Origin of the sequence: Microcoleus sp. B7-D4 (assembly GCF_036705125.1) — a bacterium.
In the GTDB taxonomy this organism is placed as follows: domain Bacteria; phylum Cyanobacteriota; class Cyanobacteriia; order Cyanobacteriales; family Microcoleaceae; genus Microcoleus.
This window is the reverse complement of record NZ_JAUBTT010000088.1, coordinates 20,671-36,544: the sequence shown is the minus strand read 5'-3', so window position 1 is coordinate 36,544 and position 15,874 is coordinate 20,671. Positions and strand designations below refer to the sequence as shown.

At 44.2% G+C, this 15,874-nt stretch carries 14 protein-coding genes; 4 read left to right on the top strand and 10 right to left on the bottom strand.

Features of this window, described 5'->3' with window-relative positions:
• Window positions 1-82: 82 nt before the first annotated feature.
• On the bottom strand, window positions 83-859 hold the full coding sequence (locus QUB12_RS28560; protein ID WP_333309428.1) for a polysaccharide deacetylase family protein: 777 nt from the start codon (window positions 857-859) through the stop codon (window positions 83-85).
• Complete coding sequence (locus tag QUB12_RS28555) at window positions 852-1,580, bottom strand: glycosyltransferase (protein ID WP_333309426.1); 729 nt, start codon at window positions 1,578-1,580, stop codon at window positions 852-854. The genes QUB12_RS28560 and QUB12_RS28555 overlap by 8 nt, the downstream gene beginning before the upstream one ends.
• A gap of 524 nt (window positions 1,581-2,104) precedes the next feature.
• Here QUB12_RS28555 and QUB12_RS28550 point away from each other — a divergent pair.
• Together QUB12_RS28550 and QUB12_RS28545 are read left to right on the top strand one after the other, a co-directional pair.
• A complete protein-coding gene (locus QUB12_RS28550) occupies window positions 2,105-3,031 on the top strand; it encodes a polysaccharide deacetylase family protein (protein WP_333309424.1) in 927 nt (308 codons plus the stop codon).
• A gap of 206 nt (window positions 3,032-3,237) precedes the next feature.
• Window positions 3,238-4,686: a DUF5009 domain-containing protein gene (locus tag QUB12_RS28545; RefSeq protein ID WP_333141136.1), complete on the top strand. Its 1,449-nt coding sequence runs from the start codon at window positions 3,238-3,240 to the stop codon at window positions 4,684-4,686.
• 80 nt (window positions 4,687-4,766) lie between these two features.
• Here the strand turns inward: QUB12_RS28545 and QUB12_RS28540 are convergent, their stop codons facing one another.
• Window positions 4,767-5,828, bottom strand: a complete 1,062-nt coding sequence (locus QUB12_RS28540) for a hypothetical protein (protein WP_333141134.1) — start codon at window positions 5,826-5,828, stop codon at window positions 4,767-4,769.
• Window positions 5,829-6,019: 191 nt separating this feature from the next.
• Here QUB12_RS28540 and QUB12_RS28535 point away from each other — a divergent pair, with 191 nt between their 5' ends.
• Window positions 6,020-7,069: an AAA family ATPase gene (locus QUB12_RS28535; protein WP_333141132.1), complete on the top strand. Its 1,050-nt coding sequence runs from the start codon at window positions 6,020-6,022 to the stop codon at window positions 7,067-7,069.
• Entirely contained in the window at window positions 7,053-7,658 is a 606-nt protein-coding gene (locus tag QUB12_RS28530; RefSeq protein ID WP_333141130.1) for a HEPN domain-containing protein, read from the top strand. The genes QUB12_RS28535 and QUB12_RS28530 overlap by 17 nt, the downstream gene beginning before the upstream one ends.
• A 171-nt stretch (window positions 7,659-7,829) precedes the next feature.
• On the opposite strand, the gene QUB12_RS28525 is transcribed toward QUB12_RS28530, so the two are convergent.
• The 7 genes from QUB12_RS28525 to QUB12_RS28495 form a co-directional block, all read right to left on the bottom strand.
• Entirely contained in the window at window positions 7,830-8,183 is a 354-nt protein-coding gene (locus QUB12_RS28525) for a type II toxin-antitoxin system HicB family antitoxin (RefSeq protein WP_333309422.1), read from the bottom strand.
• Window positions 8,167-8,370, bottom strand: coding sequence for a type II toxin-antitoxin system HicA family toxin (locus QUB12_RS28520; protein ID WP_333141126.1), 204 nt, complete (start codon window positions 8,368-8,370; stop codon window positions 8,167-8,169). Before QUB12_RS28520 ends, QUB12_RS28525 begins: the two co-directional genes overlap by 17 nt.
• 150 nt (window positions 8,371-8,520) lie before the next feature.
• On the bottom strand, window positions 8,521-9,930 hold the full coding sequence (locus QUB12_RS28515) for a ferredoxin:protochlorophyllide reductase (ATP-dependent) subunit N (RefSeq protein WP_199292772.1): 1,410 nt from the start codon (window positions 9,928-9,930) through the stop codon (window positions 8,521-8,523).
• Window positions 9,927-10,211, bottom strand: coding sequence for a hypothetical protein (locus tag QUB12_RS28510; RefSeq protein WP_333141124.1), 285 nt, complete (start codon window positions 10,209-10,211; stop codon window positions 9,927-9,929). Before QUB12_RS28510 ends, QUB12_RS28515 begins: the two co-directional genes overlap by 4 nt.
• Window positions 10,212-10,410: 199 nt before the next feature.
• Window positions 10,411-11,883 (bottom strand): DUF5331 domain-containing protein, encoded by a 1,473-nt coding sequence (locus QUB12_RS28505; protein ID WP_333309420.1) that lies wholly within the window; start codon window positions 11,881-11,883, stop codon window positions 10,411-10,413.
• A 34-nt stretch (window positions 11,884-11,917) separates the two neighbouring features.
• On the bottom strand, window positions 11,918-12,784 hold the full coding sequence (gene bchL, locus QUB12_RS28500; RefSeq protein WP_006634709.1) for a ferredoxin:protochlorophyllide reductase (ATP-dependent) iron-sulfur ATP-binding protein: 867 nt from the start codon (window positions 12,782-12,784) through the stop codon (window positions 11,918-11,920).
• Window positions 12,785-13,697: 913 nt separating this feature from the next.
• Window positions 13,698-15,860, bottom strand: coding sequence for a CBS domain-containing protein (locus QUB12_RS28495; protein ID WP_333141120.1), 2,163 nt, complete (start codon window positions 15,858-15,860; stop codon window positions 13,698-13,700).
• Window positions 15,861-15,874 lie beyond the last annotated feature (14 nt).

Below are 15,874 nucleotides of genomic sequence, written 5' to 3'. Positions count from 1 at the left end.
GAAAGAGGAAGAAGGAAGGAGCCAGAAGAAGGAAGGAGCCAGAAGAAGTATTTTTACAAATATGAGATGCTCCCTATTTGCTCTAAGGTTGACTGAAGTTGTGCTTAAATTCTGAAATAGAAATAAATTTGCCTTGGGTTTTCAGCTTTGTGAGGTATTTTTCTAGTTTGTCAACCATTTTGCTGCCTGAGTCTTTTTTGACGTAACCGGGTAATTTAAACTGGGAAATATCTGTGAATTCCCAGGGGTGAAAGTAGATGTTCAGATAAGAGTCGGTTTCTAGGGTTAGTTGGGTTGCTAATTCTATCATTGAGAGGGGGAAGTTTTTAAAGCTCAACCAAAATAAAGGAAATCTGATCAGAGGAGTGACTGAAATGGGAAGGTTGAGCAGTTTATTCGTATAATATGCAGTTCGGGGTTTAGATAGGTTGTTGTATCTGCCGGGGATGTAAGTTGGATTCATTGATGAGTTGTATTCGTAGCCTGCCTTTTCTATGTCTGCGTCGTCAACGGGCTGAAGTCTTGCCATCCTGAATCCAGTGATTTGAGTATTAGTTATTTGTTCTAAGGTTTGTTTAGATTTCTGTAAATCTTCTAGGCAAAATTGAGAGTGGTAAAAGCCGTGGGATGCGATTTCATGGTGTTGTGAAATTTCTCTGATTGTATCTGGGTTGTGGAGTGCAAAGTTAGCTGTGACAAAAAATGTGGCTGTAATATCTAATTTTTCTAGAAGTGCAATAATCTTTGACAATCCTCGATTAGAAATTTCAAACTTAATCTCGGATTCCAGGGGTTGACCGTATTCTTCGGGGATGTCAAATTCTTCTATGTCAAAGCTCAACAAAATTGATTTATTCATAGTAGCCTGCGCGGTCGTTGGCTCTAATTTTAAATAAGCAGAGGAGCATTTTTAGGGAATCTTTAAATATATTGACTTGAGATTTTTTGTAGATGTGGTGCTGGGAAACTTTGGCGGGAATTTCACCAATGGTATATCCTCTTTTTTTTGCTAAAAAAAGCAGCTCCGCATCAAATGAAAAGCCAGTAATTGTTTGGTTATTAAATATTTCTTGAGCTGGTATTTTGTTGAATCCTTTGAGTCCGGCTTGCATATCTCTATATGGGAGATTCAGAATTTTTCTAGAAATCCAGTTAAATATTTTGCCGGATATTTTTCGGAGTAAGGTAAGATTTCGGAAGTTTTCTCTATCGAGGTTTCTGCAACCAATTACGACATCAAATTCGTCTAATTTTTTGACTAAGGGTTCGAGGTGTTCGAGGGAGTATGCTAAGTCGCCATCCATGAAGCAAATGCAGTCGGCGTTTACAGATTCGCTGCCTTTTTTGACGGCATATCCTTTGCCTTGACGGTTGCTGTAAGAAATTAGTTTGATGTGATGTGTGGGGAAAGTTTTGAGTTTGTTGTCGAGAATTGGCAGTGTATTGTCGGTCGAGCCGTCATTAACAATAATAAAATTGTAACCATGATTTTTTTGAGAAAATTCTAAAATTATGTCAAAGGTTTGGGCTATGCAATTTGCTTCGTTGTAAACAGGCAGAATTACCGCTATCTTCATCATGGTTGTTGCACCGGGCTTTCGGTAAAATATGCTACCACCTCGGGACGTAAATCACAAGTAAAAAAATTACCGATAAAATTTTACAGGAAAATTTACAGATAAAATTTACAGATAAAATTTCTGGCGGGGAGAGGTATTGTTAACTGCGGAGGAGAAAATTGACTTCAACTTCGCCTTGAAAGTGCAAAGACGAAGTTGGACTTTTTGGAACCTTTGAACAGCAGGCAGTTTCGGGGTTGGAGGGTGCTGTCGGAATTGCTGCGATCGCCCCGCCCATACTGGCTAATCTATCTCAAATGATGATTTTTGAGCAAGCGGACGATCGCCACTCCTCTAGCACCATTTGTCAAGTGTGAACGGGGGTTGCCGGATAAGTGCGATCGAGACAAATTGTATCATGCTGGAGTTGATCCAGCTTATCTTTACGGAAAACGCGGGTGATCGACAATCTAGATGCTCCCAGCAGCCAGAAAAACCCTCTTACTCCCACCCGAACCTTTTACCTCATGAGGTTGTAATTGTCAATGGTAAATTATTTAGTTAACAAATTGCCGGAGTATTTTCAACAGGGTATTACGCTCCAAAAAAAACGCATTATTAGTTTTTTACTAGCATTTCTCCTAACTTTCATCACTTATCAAGTAATCTTAGAAATCATCACAGTACAAATTCCGATTTTCGGCTTTCACGATATTGTTGACCTTCAGAATCCCCAGGAAATACCGCCGCAGCGGCGAGAATTTCCCGGCGACTACAGTCAGCAAAATTTGGAACATTTTTTAGATTATTTAGTTAGCCATAACTATTGGTTTTTGTCATCCCAACAGCTTTACGAGTATTTCATAGAAAATCCCAAAAAGCCGGTGCCGAGTGAATATCGCGATCGCCCAAAAGTCATGATTACTTTTGACGACGGAAATAAAAGCATTTCTACGCACTTACTACCGATTTTAGAAACACTCGAAAATAAATACGGCAAAAAAACCAAAGTAGTTGTATTTATCAACTCCGGCTTCTTCGGTCATCATGACTCGCTCATAAAAAAAGTAACTTGTCAAGACTTGAGAGACGGAATGCAAAAAGGTTTTTATGATATTCAATCCCACGGACTGAATCACCAAAAGTTAACAAAAATGTCTCTGACCGCATTAGACCGAGAATTATCTGAAGATCAAATTAGATTGAGGAAATGCACCCAAGATTTAGACCCAAATCGAACAGTCGCCTCACACATAGCCTACCCGTTTGGCGCTGTCAACAAACAAGTTGACAAATACGTTGCCAAATATTTCTCATCAGGATACTTGTACGACACTTCAAAATTAAAACTGTGGTTTTTTCCACCCAATAAATACCGAATTTCGAGGTTAACAGTCAATAAAAAATACTCCGCAAAAAGACTCAGCAACCTAGCTTCAGGAAGCTGGCTGCACAAATTAATTGGCAAATAAGCCGGAGAGATTCTATTATTTTAGAACAAAAAAGATGTGTAGTAATATCCTGTCCCGTAAATTAACCGTTATTCCCCTCCGGGTTAGGTTCACCATTATCTATCAAAAATCGCAACAACTCCAGTAAACCCGCCCCGGCCGATATCTTGCGGTCAACCCACCGTACTTGATATAAATTAGAATCCCCAACATCAGAGGTAAAAGACATGGTGAAACAAGAAAATAGTTTAGCAGTTGCTGCCGTTTCCCAACGCGCAGACGCGCTGGATGCCCTGCGCGGACTAGCAGTTTTAGCGATGGTTTTATCCGGTACAATAGCCCGGAAAACATTGCCGGCGTGGATGTATCACGCCCAACTGCCACCGCCGGATCACATTTTTAATAACAAACTGCCGGGATTAACCTGGGTTGATTTGGTTTTCCCCTTCTTTTTGTTTGCAATGGGGGCTGCGATACCGCTAGCTTTGTCACGCCGCATCGCCAAGGGATGGGATACAAAAAAAGTGATTTTATCTATTTTGCAAAGAGGCTTTTTGTTAGCGTCATTTGCGATATTTCTCCAGCACATTCGCCCGACTATAATTAACCCAGACGCCTCCATCCCGCAGAAGTGGTGGATGGCATTGTTTGGATTTTTAATATTATTTTTAATGTATGTTCGCTGGCCGTCCAGGTGGTCTGTGTGGCGGCGGAGATCCTTAACCCTTGCTGCTTGGAGTGCCGGGATTGGCTTCGTATCTCAGATCAAATATCCCAACGGTGTAGGATTTTTAGTTAGCCGTAGCGATATTATCTTGATGGTACTAGCAAATATGGCCGTTTTCGGCTCGCTAATTTGGTTTTTTACTCGTTCAAATATGTGGTTGCGAGTGGGATTTTTGGGTTTGCTGTTGGCGGCGCGACTGTCTTCTCAGACTGACGGTTGGATTAATTTAGTTTGGCGGTACTCTCCTGCACCTTGGCTGTTTCAATTTGATTATTTAAAGTATTTGTTTGTGGTGATTCCCGGTACGATTGTGGGGGATTTGCTGGGTCGGTGGATAGAGTATTCTTCGCCGGAAGAGGCGAGTTATGCTAGCTGGAAGAGTTGGCGCTATTTCAGCATTATGGTTTTGATGTTTACTGTCAATTTAGTATTGTTAATTGGACTGCAAGCTAGATGGGTATGGCAGACTGCATTAGTGACGGTGGTGCTGTGTTTCTGCGCTTTGGTTTTGTTGAGAAAGCCAGGGAATGTCACAGAAAATTTATTAAACCGCCTTTACAAATGGGGGTTTTATTGGGTGGTTTTGGGTTTGCTGTTTGAGCCTTATGAAGGCGGCATCAAGAAAGATTCAGCGACGATGAGTTACTTGTTTTTAACCGCTGGAATGGCTACTTTGCTGTTGATTGGGTTGATTATAATTATCGATGTGTTTCACAGAAAATGGTTTTTGCAGTTGTTTATTGATAACGGGGTGAATCCGATGATTGGCTATGCAGGATTTGCGAATATTATCTGGCCTATTCTGGTTTTAAGTAAATTGGAACCGGTGATTATTGAGATGACTTCAACCAATCCGTTTATGGGGTTTTTGAGGGGGTTGGGATATACGATTATTCTGGCGTTAATTGTCGTAGTGTGTACGAGGTTTAAACTGTTCTTGAGGACATAAATTTTGAGGTTTGTAGTAATAAGTTTAGTTTTTATTGATTCAAACTAAGGGAGAGGACTTCCGTCCTCTCTACGAAAATATTAAGATTGGAGCGACTTCAAAATACCGCTTTCCAACTGATAAATTGCTGCCATGATTCCGCTTTCAGGATTTGTGAGCAGGGACTTTTTGACATCTTTCAAGTATTCTACAATGTGTTCCCGCAAAATCGGTCTTTCTACTTTGACTGTGTGATTATAATCCCACAAATCCCAGATGATAATCCCGATGCCGACAATCGGGTCTATTAAACTTACTCCCAACTGACTAGCGACTGTACCGCCTGTTTTTGTGGCTACCTTGGCGGCCGCTTTGCTGGCAACTTTTGCCGTAACTTTACTACCAACTTTAGCTGCTACTCCCAAAATTAAGGGTTTAGCCACTAAGTAACCGCTACCGCCAACTAATACTTTTAATGATAAATTCGAGACATTTCCTTTATCGCTAATTGTAGTAGCAATATCGTTCAGATATTTGTCCCACTGTACTTGCGGTATATTATAACTGTTTTGAACTACTTTCACATTCTTGCTAACTTCTGATATATACAAATTAGCAGTATCTTGAGTGATTAATTGAAATCGCAGTTGAGCATTTTTGGGTGCCAGAACGCGGTTAGCAAATTCTCTTTGAAAGTCTTCAGTTAATTTTTCGGAAACAGCTTGAGATGCTGCTGTCATATCAAATCTGTTGAGTACGGCAGATTTCACGAAGTTAAAAGGTACGGTAAACTCCATCTTTTTTTGAGTGAAGTAATCAAAGTACCAATCGAGGAAACTGTTGTCAACCCGCGCGATTACTTCGGTTTCCCATTTGTCCAATTCTTTGGATGCGAAAGTTTCGGCTGTTATATGGGATTTTTGGATGGCGTTTTTAATGTCTTGGTTGACTTTGCTGAAATCGTGTGGCGGGGAGACTACAACTGCTGTGGTTCCGGTATTTGTTAGTGACTGGGAAATTAGAAAGTTACCTAATAGGGGAATGATGACTACTAAAATTACGATCGTCCAAATCATCGGTGTCACAGTTTTGATAAACTGACCGATAACTCTGAGACGTTCTGTTTTCTCTGAATAGCTAATTTCTTCCTTGTCTTGACTCATGGCGGTTTCTCAACTGATGAGAGTTTGGCTAGTTTCGATTATAGGCGATCGTACTTGCGATCGTGTTACGGGCCTGTGGGCTGAGATTCTGGAAAGGTTGGAGAAAAGTGCGCCCTTTCATCCCTGACTGTATAATAGTCATAGCCTGAGTTATAGCTCAGGTACTGACTTCCCCAAAAGTATAAAAAAAGATGGTTCAGAAAATAGCTCTATTTAATCACAAGGGCGGCGTTAGCAAAACAACCACTACATTTAATCTAGGATGGATGTTAGCCACCAAGGGAAAAAAAGTAATCTTAGTGGATGCAGATCCGCAATGCAACCTCACAGGTATGGTTTTGGGGTCTTCAACTAAGGAAGAGCTAGAGGAAGTCTATAAAAAAGAACAGAATATTAAATCAGGCTTAGCACCTGCATTTGAATCAAGACCTAAGCTAATTGAGGCTGTAGATTGTTTACCAGTGGAGGCCTGCGAGGGTCTGTTTTTGTTGCCTGGTCATGTGGGATTTGCTGAATATGAGGTAACATTAGGAATTGCACAAGAGCTAAGTGGTTCAATTCAAGCACTTCAAAACTTACCTGGTTCAATTTCATATCTTTTGCAAAAAACAGCAGATAAATTTGAGGCAGATTATATTTTGATTGATATGAGTCCAAGTTTAAGCTCAATCAATCAGAATCTACTGATGACCAGTGATTTTTTTATACTTCCTACCAGTCCTGACTTTTTTTCAGTAATGGCGATTGATTCTTTGGCAACAATTTTGCCAAAATGGTATGCTTGGGCTCAAAAAGCTTCTGAAATGAGGATTTTGCAAGATGCTGCCTATCCATTTCCAAAAGTTACACCGCGCTTTCTTGGGACTGTAGTTCAAAATTATCGAATAATACGTCAAGAACCCGCTGCTGCTTTTCAGAAGTGGATCAATGCCATTGAAGAAGCTGTTTCTACTAGATTAGTACCATCTTTGCAAATAAATAATATGCTACTAAATAATCAGATGTACAATTCTCAAGGAATTGGCAGTGATTTCTGCCTTGCAAAAATTTCTGACTTTAACAGCCTTATTGCTAAGTCTCAAGAGCATCAAACACCAGTTTTTGCCCTCACCTCTGAGCAAATAGAACAGAGTGGTATAGTTTTAACAGATGCTCTAAAAGCACAAAAACCCTTCAGAGAAGCTTTTTCCAAACTAGCAGACAGAGTTATTGGGTTAACGTGCCATGCAGTCAGCAATTGATCTATTTCGCATCAGTATTACCCGCGTTCGCGATTTAATTGCTGTGCATAATTCTCTAAAAGCTCAAGCTAGTAGTGTTCTCGATCTTTCAGATATGCTCAGAGCTGCACTTGTTCTAGCGGTTAGCGCTTTGGACTATTATATTCACGAAGTTGTTAGGATAGGAATGTTAGAAATTCACCGAGGCCAACGTCCTGAACCTCCAGCATTTTCGCGGTTTCAAATTTCACTGGGTAACGCTCGCGCTGGTATAAACGCAGGACAAAATATTGATTCCTGGCTAGAAGATGAAATTCGGCAACGCCACAGCTACAAAAGTTTTCAACAACCAGAAGCTATAGCTGATGCTATCCGGCTGATTAGCGATAAAAAGTTGTGGGAAGAAGTCTCTACTAACATGGGTAGCCCTGCTAGAAGTATAAAACAACAGCTAAGTCTGATTGTCGATCGCCGAAATAAGATTGCACATGAAGCCGATATAGATCCTACATTATCAATAGGCAATCGCTGGCCTATTGATGAACTATTAGTTAATGAAGCGGTTGATTTTATTGAGCAAGTTGTTGAGAGCATACACAACATTTTGTAACCCGCGACGATTAATTAAAAAAGCGATCGCACTCTTCATCCGCGTTAATCTGCGTTAATCTGCCTGCATCAGCGGTTCATAAAAAAATAAAAGAGCGTGAAGCGAAGCTATCCCGAAGGGAATCGCCCTTTAACCCTCCCTCAAACTCGATCGTCCTTATCTGATTATCTTTTAACCTGCTTTACTTAACACAACCAGAATGTACTGGTCAAGACTAACTCCTTCCCTTTCCGCTTTTTCTGCTAAACTCAAATGTAGAGATTTAGGAATTTGCAACGATAAATTTCCGCTATACTCAATTTCCGTTGTAGGTAAAGGAATCTCATCTTCACACTCATAAGCTGTTTCTATCCATAATTCCCTAGCTTCCTGAATATTCTCCATCGCTTCCGATAAAGTTTCACCCTGAGACATACAGCCAGGAAGGTCTTTGATTATAGCTGTATAACCTTCGGATTCTGGATAAAAACTGATAGGATATTTAAGACTCAAGTAATAGTCTAGAGATTTAAGCTTGACTTTCATCTTCTGATTCATTGCTCCATTCCTCCAGTTTTAATAGCACAACAATTTGCTTGACGTATACTCCTTTTACCTTCTTCCCACCTTTTTTAGAAACTGTAATTTTTAATCCATCAGCATTTCGGAAAGTATGGTGACTTCCTTTCGATCGCTTTTCTTCAAATCCAAAAGCTGTTAGAATATAGCACACATCGTCAAAGCGCACTTCTGGTGGATTTGCTAAAAATTGTTCTACCAGTTTTCCTAACTTGCCCAGGAAGTTTTACAGATGCTTGTACTATTCTAATAAATAAGGGCGGGCATTGCCCACCCTCGCTATGAATCAGGTGTAATTCAAAAATTAAACCTTCGCTTCATTCTTCACCAAATTACCCCAACCCAAATCCTTCAGCGAATTATTCCGGCGCAACGGACGAGTCACCAACTCCAAAATATCCCGCGCATTACCAAAGCCGTGAATCTGAGCAAAAGTAAACTCAACTGACCACTTAGTATTAATTCCCCGCGCTTCCAAAGGATTAGCGTGAGCCATACCAGTAATCACCAAGTCAATATTCTGCTCGTAAATCCGCTGCAACTGATTGTAATTGTCTGGTTTCTCCACAATCCGAGGAGTAGGAACTCCCATCTCGTGACAAGTCTTTTCTAACAAAGCCAACTCGGCCGCCTGATAGCGCTTGTCCATGTAAGGAATGCCGATTTCCGGGCAAGTCATGCCGCAGCGAATCAAGAAACGTGCTAAAGAAATCTCTAGCAAATTGTCGCCCATAAAGAAGACAGATTTGCCGCGAATTATTTGCAGGTAATCTTCCAAACCTGCCCAGATTTGCGCTTCCCGTTCGTCCAAACCTTTTGGTTCAATTCCCAACACTGAGCAAATCTTTTCAATCCAAGCGCGAGTTCCGTCAGGGCCGATGGGGAACGGAGCACCAATTAATTTACACTTACGGCGGCGCATCAAAGTGCTCGCAGTACGCGACAAGAACGGATTCATGCCTGATACATAATAACCTTCTTCCAAGACTGGCAATTCAGTGTAGCGCTTGGAAGGAAGCCAACCGGAAACTTTGATTCCTTGCTTCTTCAATTCTAAGGTTAGCTGAGTAACAACCGGGTCGGGCAAAGAACCAAAAAGTACCAGCGGCGTGTGCTTGACATATTCCGATTCATCTGCTGCAACTTCCTCTTTTTTCTTGCCGAAATTCAGCAGTTGAGAGATAGCATTGCGTTCTTGTTTCTGAGATTCCATCACGGGCGCTTTCTCAGGGCATTTAGCAGCCATTGCTGCCAAAACGGTATCTTCCCCTTGAGTAAAAGCGTAATCCAAGCCGTTAGCGCGGGCTGTGACGATGGGAATGCCAATTTCTGCTTCGAGTTTCGGTGCTAACCCTTCCAAATCCATTTTGATGATTTCGGTGGTGCAAGTGCCGATCCAGACAATTACACTGGGGTTACGATCGCGCTTAATTTGCAAGCACAGCCGCTTCAACTCATCATAATCGTTTAACTGAGCGGAAATATCGCCTTCTTCCAACTCAGCCATCGCATAGCGAGGCTCAGCAAAAATCATCACGCCCATTGCGTTTTGCAAGAAATAGCCGCAAGTCTTGGTACCGATGACCAAGAAAAAACTATCTTCAATTTTTTGATAAAGCCAAGCTACGCAACTAATCGGACAAAAAGTGTGATAATTGCCTGTTTCGCATTCAAAGTTTAAAGCTTCCGGTTCATTAGTAGTAATAGCAGTCATATCTCAAATCTTCTCCATTTAAATTGTTTTTCGTCTCGAACAGGACTTGCGGCGGAGCGAGGAAACACCTGGATTTTGCGATCGTCTCGGTGCGATCGCCCAGGAGAGGAATAGGCTGTTTTTCCTCTCAAACGCGAACAGCCGCAGTGGCGATCAAACACCTGCGAAAGCGCGATCGCGACGCACAGCGAACAATAAATAGAAATACCTATTTTGGGGCTAATTCCTGTGAAAAATAGATGCAGCCCATTCACTATTTCCGCAGCAGCCGCAGCATCCAAAATTTGAGCTAAAAAATTCTGCGCGAGGGCATATAATCCCTCACAGCAGGGATTTAGTGTTCTTCAACTCGCTCGCGGGAAAAAGCCTTTTGGCAGTTGTGAGTTTGAGCTAATTAAAAATTAACAACTCGCAACTCACAACTCACAAATAGAGCGGAAAACTTCCAGACTAGAAGAGATGCGGGCGATCGCAACAACCTCACTTAAAATCAGATAAAAAGCCGGAAATTTCTTCATCTTCATCGTCGGAATCCAAATCGCCGAGATCTAGAGCATCTAAATCATCTTCATCTGGATCTCCGGTAGTTGCTTCCCCCAGATCGTCGAGTCCGAGATCGTCGAGGTCATCGTCATCAGATACAGAGAAATCGTCAATACCGTCATCGTCCAAGTCGCCCAGATCCATGTCTAGGTCATCTGAGGTCGCTGTCCCAAAAGGATCGGGTATTTCTTCGGCGACAAACTCTGCATCTTCTTCCCCAAACGGATCGGAAATCCCCGATTCAATATCTCCAGAGGTCAAAGTCCCAAATTGTGAGGCTTCATCTTCCTCGTCATCGCCGAGGTCGAGACCGCCCAAAGCCGAGGCTTCATCTTCCTCGTCATCATCGCCGAGGCCGAGACCGCCCAAAGCCAAGGCTTCATCTTCCTCGTCATCATCGCCGAGGCCGAGACCGCCCAAAGCCAAGGCTTCATCTTCCTCGTCATCGTCCATATCAAAATCCGATACGGCGTCTTCCTCATCGTCGCCCATATCAAAGTCAGATACGGCGTCTTCCTCATCGTCGCCCATATCGAAGTCAGATACGGCGTCTTCCTCATCGTCTTCGAGACCGAGACCGTCCAAAGCCGAGGCTTCTTCCTCGTCATCGTCCATGTCGAAGTCGGAGACCGCTTCTTCCTCGTCATCGTCCATGTCGAAGTCGGAGACCGCTTCTTCCTCATCGTCGTCCATATCGAAGTCGGAGACCGCTTCTTCCTCGTCATCGCCCAGGTCGAAGTCAGATACGGCATCTTCCTCGTCATCGCCCAGGTCGAAATCAGAGACTGCTTCTTCCTCAAACTCATCGAAGGATTCGTCGTCGGAACTCAGTGCTGACGCAGCAGCAGCCAGACCGGCCGCTCCGGCGACTCCGGCGACTACTCCGGCTGCTGCTAAGGCCGCACCGCCCAATTTATTAGATTTGGCATCAGCGGGTGCAGCAGTTGCAGTTTGAGCGGCTGCGGGTGCAGCAGTTGCAGTTTGAGGGACTGCGGGTGCAGCAGTTGCCTTTTGAGCGGCTGCGGGTGCAGCAGTTGCAGTTTGAGCGGCTGCGGGTGCAGTAGTTGCAGTTTGAGCGGCTGCGGGTGTTGGAGATGTGCCGATCGTCTGCGGCACGATATTTGAGGGCATACCCAGCGCGATGTCAGGGTCAAAATTTAGCCCCAACACTTCGATCAGGCTGTCTGCATCCGGCTTGAGTTTTGAGAAGGGCAGCATTAATTGCTGGAGTTCCGGCTCCAGGGCAGCCGCAATTCCCAGGATGAGGTAAGAAACAGGCCTTTTCCCGCCGTCGGGTGTGGCGACCGTGTTGTCAGCCGTCATGTGCAGGAGCAGCCAAGCCCGATTTACCTGGTAGTAGTCCAACCACTTCTGTTTGAGAGCAACTGAAAAAGTATCAAAAAAAGCCATAACCTCTTTATCCTCATCCTGATCGCTAGACCTATTAAACCATCATCAGGTCTAGCTCATCTTCCTCCTTCTTGACCACCGGTTGCACTGGATTTAGATAAAAATCTGAAAGTAAGGCGAATAATTCGCGATCGGGCGTGTCGTTGGGCACTACTCCTTCGGGCATTGCCAAAATCTGGTCAGCGATGTTGAGGTAGTAATCGCAGACGTAGTTGAGGGAAGGATCGCTTTCGGCCATCTCAAACAATGTTTTGCCTTTGACGCGAGAAACTCGGATGTCTTCAATCAGGGGCAGCACTTCCAGCACCGGCATGGGTACAGAGTCAATGTACTTGTCGATCAAGTCGCGCTTTGAGGTGCGGTTGCCAATTAAACCGGCGAGTCGCAACGGGTGAGTGCGGGCTTTTTCGCGGACTGAGGCGGCGATGCGGTTGGCCGCAAATAAAGCGTCGAACCCGTTGTCGGTAACAATCATGCAGTAATCGGCGTAGTTCAAGGGGGCTGCAAAACCGCCGCACACTACGTCACCGAGCACGTCGAACAGGATGATGTCGTATTCGTCGAAGGCATTGAGTTCTTTGAGCAGTTTGACGGTTTCGCCGACTACATAGCCGCCGCAGCCAGCTCCTGCGGGAGGGCCGCCTGCTTCTACGCAGTCAACGCCGCCGTAGCCTTTGTATATGACATCTTCTGGCCAAACGTCTTCGTAGTGATAGTCCTTTTGCTGAAGGGTGTCAATAATTGTGGGGATCAAGAAGCCAGTGAGGGTAAATGTGCTGTCGTGCTTTGGATCGCAACCGATTTGCAAAACTTTTTTGCCGCGCTTGGCTAGGGCAACGGAGATGTTGCAGCTTGTTGTCGATTTACCAATTCCACCTTTTCCGTAAACTGCTAGTTTCACTCTTGGTTCTCCTATAGGTTTCTATCAAAACGATGAGGGCTGGGGTTTCATGCTTTTTTTCGATCGCCCAATTGCAATAGCCCAATTGCAATAGCCCAATTGCAATGCCTTTACTGTCAGTCGATTGGAGATTTCAGATTTGAGATTAAAGAATCGACTCCACAGATGAATCTGGGGCTTCTCCCTAACTAAAATTTTCGATCTCGACGACTTTTGTTTGGGGCTTGTATCCGTCTTTGGGTTAGGCCAATTTTGGACTCGGCCCTTAGTCACCTCGTTGAAAGCATTATTAGCTAACTTGCGATGAAAAGAAAGGGGGCGTCTAAATGAAAATGCTAGTAAATTTGTTTATTTTGCATCTTTGGGAATCTTAACTGGTTTTTGGATTTAAAAATCTATTTTTAGATTTTTTTTAGATTCTTAATTAATTTTAGGATACTTTTTTAATATAAAGAGGTACAAAAATAAAACAAAAATTAACTTGTCAAACAATCTGGGCTTTTGGCTTTGGGGCTAGGATGCAGGCAGTTGATGGCTTGTGCGGCTAACTTGAACGGGCACAAAGGCGCTAGTGGATGAGGCAAAGGAGATAGTGAGTTGGGCCCATTTGGGTCAGGGGAGGGCAAAGTGATGTTAGCTTTCGGCTGTGGCGGGTGATTTTGCTGGGGTTTTGAGTGTTGTGTAAAAAATTGTGAATTTTTAGGAATTGGCGGGTGAGGGGGAGATTGGGGGAGCGGGAGAGTTGGAGAGTTGGAGATTGGGAGAATATTATTTTTTCCCAATGACTACTGATACGAGTTAAAAAAAAGAATGCAACTGTAGGCCCGCGCTCCAAACCACGAGCTTCCTCAGTGATTTCCAATTCTTCAATCTAAAATCTAAAATCGAAAATCGAAAATCGCATGACTGCTGACTAATGACAACTGACGATCGGAATCTCGATCGCAAATTCAGTGCCCCCTCCAGGTTCCGAAACGCAGTCGAGCCGCCCCCCGTGCTGTTCGACAACTAAATGGTAAGAAATCGACAGTCCCAACCCAGTGCCCTTGCCGACTGGTTTGGTAGTAAAAAACGGGTCAAATAATTGGTGGCGAATCTCATCCGGTATGCCCCGCCCGTTGTCGGAAATGCGGATCGCGACAAAATCGCCACCAACAACTTCAGTACGAATTGTAATAGTGGGAACAGTCAATGGAGAACTAGGATTTGACGGGGGTGAATTTTTCGCATTTCTCGTCGCCCATTCCCCTTGCTGGATTTCTTCATCCAAAGCGTCAATAGCATTGCCGATAATATTCATGAACACCTGATTGATCTGACCGGCACAGCACTCGATGTGGGGCAAATTGCCATATTCTTTAATAATGTGAATAGTTGGATGTCCGCCGTGAGCTTTGAGCCGGTGCTGCAAAATCAACAAAGTGGTTTCGAGTCCCTCGTGAATGTCAACGAATTTGATGTTAGATTGATCCGATCGCGAAAAATTACGCATCGACACAACTATTTGGCGGATGCGCTCGGTTCCTACTTGCATAGAAGACACTAGCTTAGATAAGTCTTCTACCAAAAAATCGATTTCCATCTCTGCTGCTGCTTCCCGAATTTCCGAGACTGGTTCGGGATAGTGCTGCTGGTAAAGTTCCAAAAGTTGGATCAATTCTTTGATGTAGTGGCTGGCGTGGGAAAGGTTGCCGTAGATAAAATTAACAGGATTGTTAATTTCGTGAGCGATACCGGCAATCATTTGTCCCAAAGAAGACATTTTTTCTGTTTGCACTAATTGAGTTTGAGTTTGCTGCAACTTTCGCACAGTTTGCTCTAATTGCTGCGCTTGATTTTTCAAGCAAGTTTGCTTTCGCCGCAGCACTTCTTCGACTCGCTGGCGCTTGAGAATATCCCGTCTCAACAATTCATTGGATTCTAAAAGTTGAGCGGTGCGTTCTTCAACTTGTTTTTTTAAGTCGTCGTGAGCTTGGCGCAGGGCTTCTTGGGCCCGCTGCCGCTCTAAAATTTCTTGCTGCAAAAGTTCGTTGGCTTTCTGCAATTGGGTGGCTCGATCGTCCACTGCTTGTTGCAACAGCTCGATCGTCCCATACATTTCAGATTGGTTAAAAACTTGCGGCAAACTTGTCTGAGAAACAACACCCAAAAGTTCTCCCTGGCTGCCAACTACTACCAAACGGCGGACGCAGTGGCGCTGCATGGACTGGTGCACACTCCAGAGGGAATCGGCGGGAGATATGCAAAATAAAGGCGCACTCATGGCCCTTGCTGCTGGGATTTCCGAGAGGTTTAATTCGAGGGCGTGAAACTGCACGATGTCGCGCTCGGTGACAATGCCGATCGGAATTTGGTAATTTTGTGTTGGTGCGATCGCCCGATCGGGATGCTGAGTTTGCTCTTTGACAATGACGACGGAACTAACTCGATGCTTAACCATGAGCTGGGCTAAATCGAGGGCTGAGGCAGTTTTTGGGGCAGAAATCACTTGCTGCGTCATGACATCTGCTGCACAGCGCAAATTGGTTAGCAAGTTAATCGGTTGCAGGGCTTCGTGAATGGCTTCGCGGGTGATGATGCCCAGAAGTCGCGAGTCCTCGTCCACTACGGGCAAATGCCGGATGGAGTGCTGGCGCAACGTGAACATAGCGGTGAAAATATCTTGAGACTCGGATTGTTTGAGGGTAATGGGCGATCGAGTCATTACATCCGCAATTGTCAGTCCGACTGTACAAGCTGCGACGGTAGTTAGCTTGACGATATCCCGTTCTGTAAAAATGCCGATGGGCCGATTATCTTCGACGATTAAGACGCAACTGCGCTTGGCTGCGCTAGCAACAGCGTTTGGTTTTTCGCCACAAAGGTGACAGGAGACACGCATCGGGTTCATGAGAGCCAACACTTGGGCGATCGGGGTTTCTGGAGCCACGGTGAGGGGGTGGCGGTCGATCGCCCGATCTAAAGGTGACGAGTAGAGCGGCCGGCTGTTGGGGCGTCCAGCAGGTTCTGATGATTTAATTACCGACAACTGCGGGGCTGAATCTCGGAAATGTTGTAATTGTTCTTCTTGTAGCATGATTATTAATTTTA

Bases quoted from the DNA above. Each gene is read 5' to 3' on its own strand.
- QUB12_RS28535 (WP_333141132.1), top strand. From the start codon at position 6,020: ATGGTTCAGAAAATAGCTCTATTTAATCACAAGGGCGGCGTTAGCAAA.
- QUB12_RS28525 (WP_333309422.1), bottom strand. From the start codon at position 8,183: ATGAAAGTCAAGCTTAAATCTCTAGACTATTACTTGAGTCTTAAATAT.
- QUB12_RS28555 (WP_333309426.1), bottom strand. From the start codon at position 1,580: ATGATGAAGATAGCGGTAATTCTGCCTGTTTACAACGAAGCAAATTGC.
- QUB12_RS28505 (WP_333309420.1), bottom strand. From the start codon at position 11,883: ATGGCTTTTTTTGATACTTTTTCAGTTGCTCTCAAACAGAAGTGGTTG.
- QUB12_RS28495 (WP_333141120.1), bottom strand. From the start codon at position 15,860: ATGCTACAAGAAGAACAATTACAACATTTCCGAGATTCAGCCCCGCAG.
- QUB12_RS28540 (WP_333141134.1), bottom strand. From the start codon at position 5,828: ATGAGTCAAGACAAGGAAGAAATTAGCTATTCAGAGAAAACAGAACGT.
- QUB12_RS28545 (WP_333141136.1), top strand. From the start codon at position 3,238: ATGGTGAAACAAGAAAATAGTTTAGCAGTTGCTGCCGTTTCCCAACGC.
- QUB12_RS28560 (WP_333309428.1), bottom strand. From the start codon at position 859: ATGAATAAATCAATTTTGTTGAGCTTTGACATAGAAGAATTTGACATC.
- QUB12_RS28515 (WP_199292772.1), bottom strand. From the start codon at position 9,930: ATGACTGCTATTACTACTAATGAACCGGAAGCTTTAAACTTTGAATGC.
- QUB12_RS28530 (WP_333141130.1), top strand. From the start codon at position 7,053: ATGCAGTCAGCAATTGATCTATTTCGCATCAGTATTACCCGCGTTCGC.
- QUB12_RS28550 (WP_333309424.1), top strand. From the start codon at position 2,105: ATGGTAAATTATTTAGTTAACAAATTGCCGGAGTATTTTCAACAGGGT.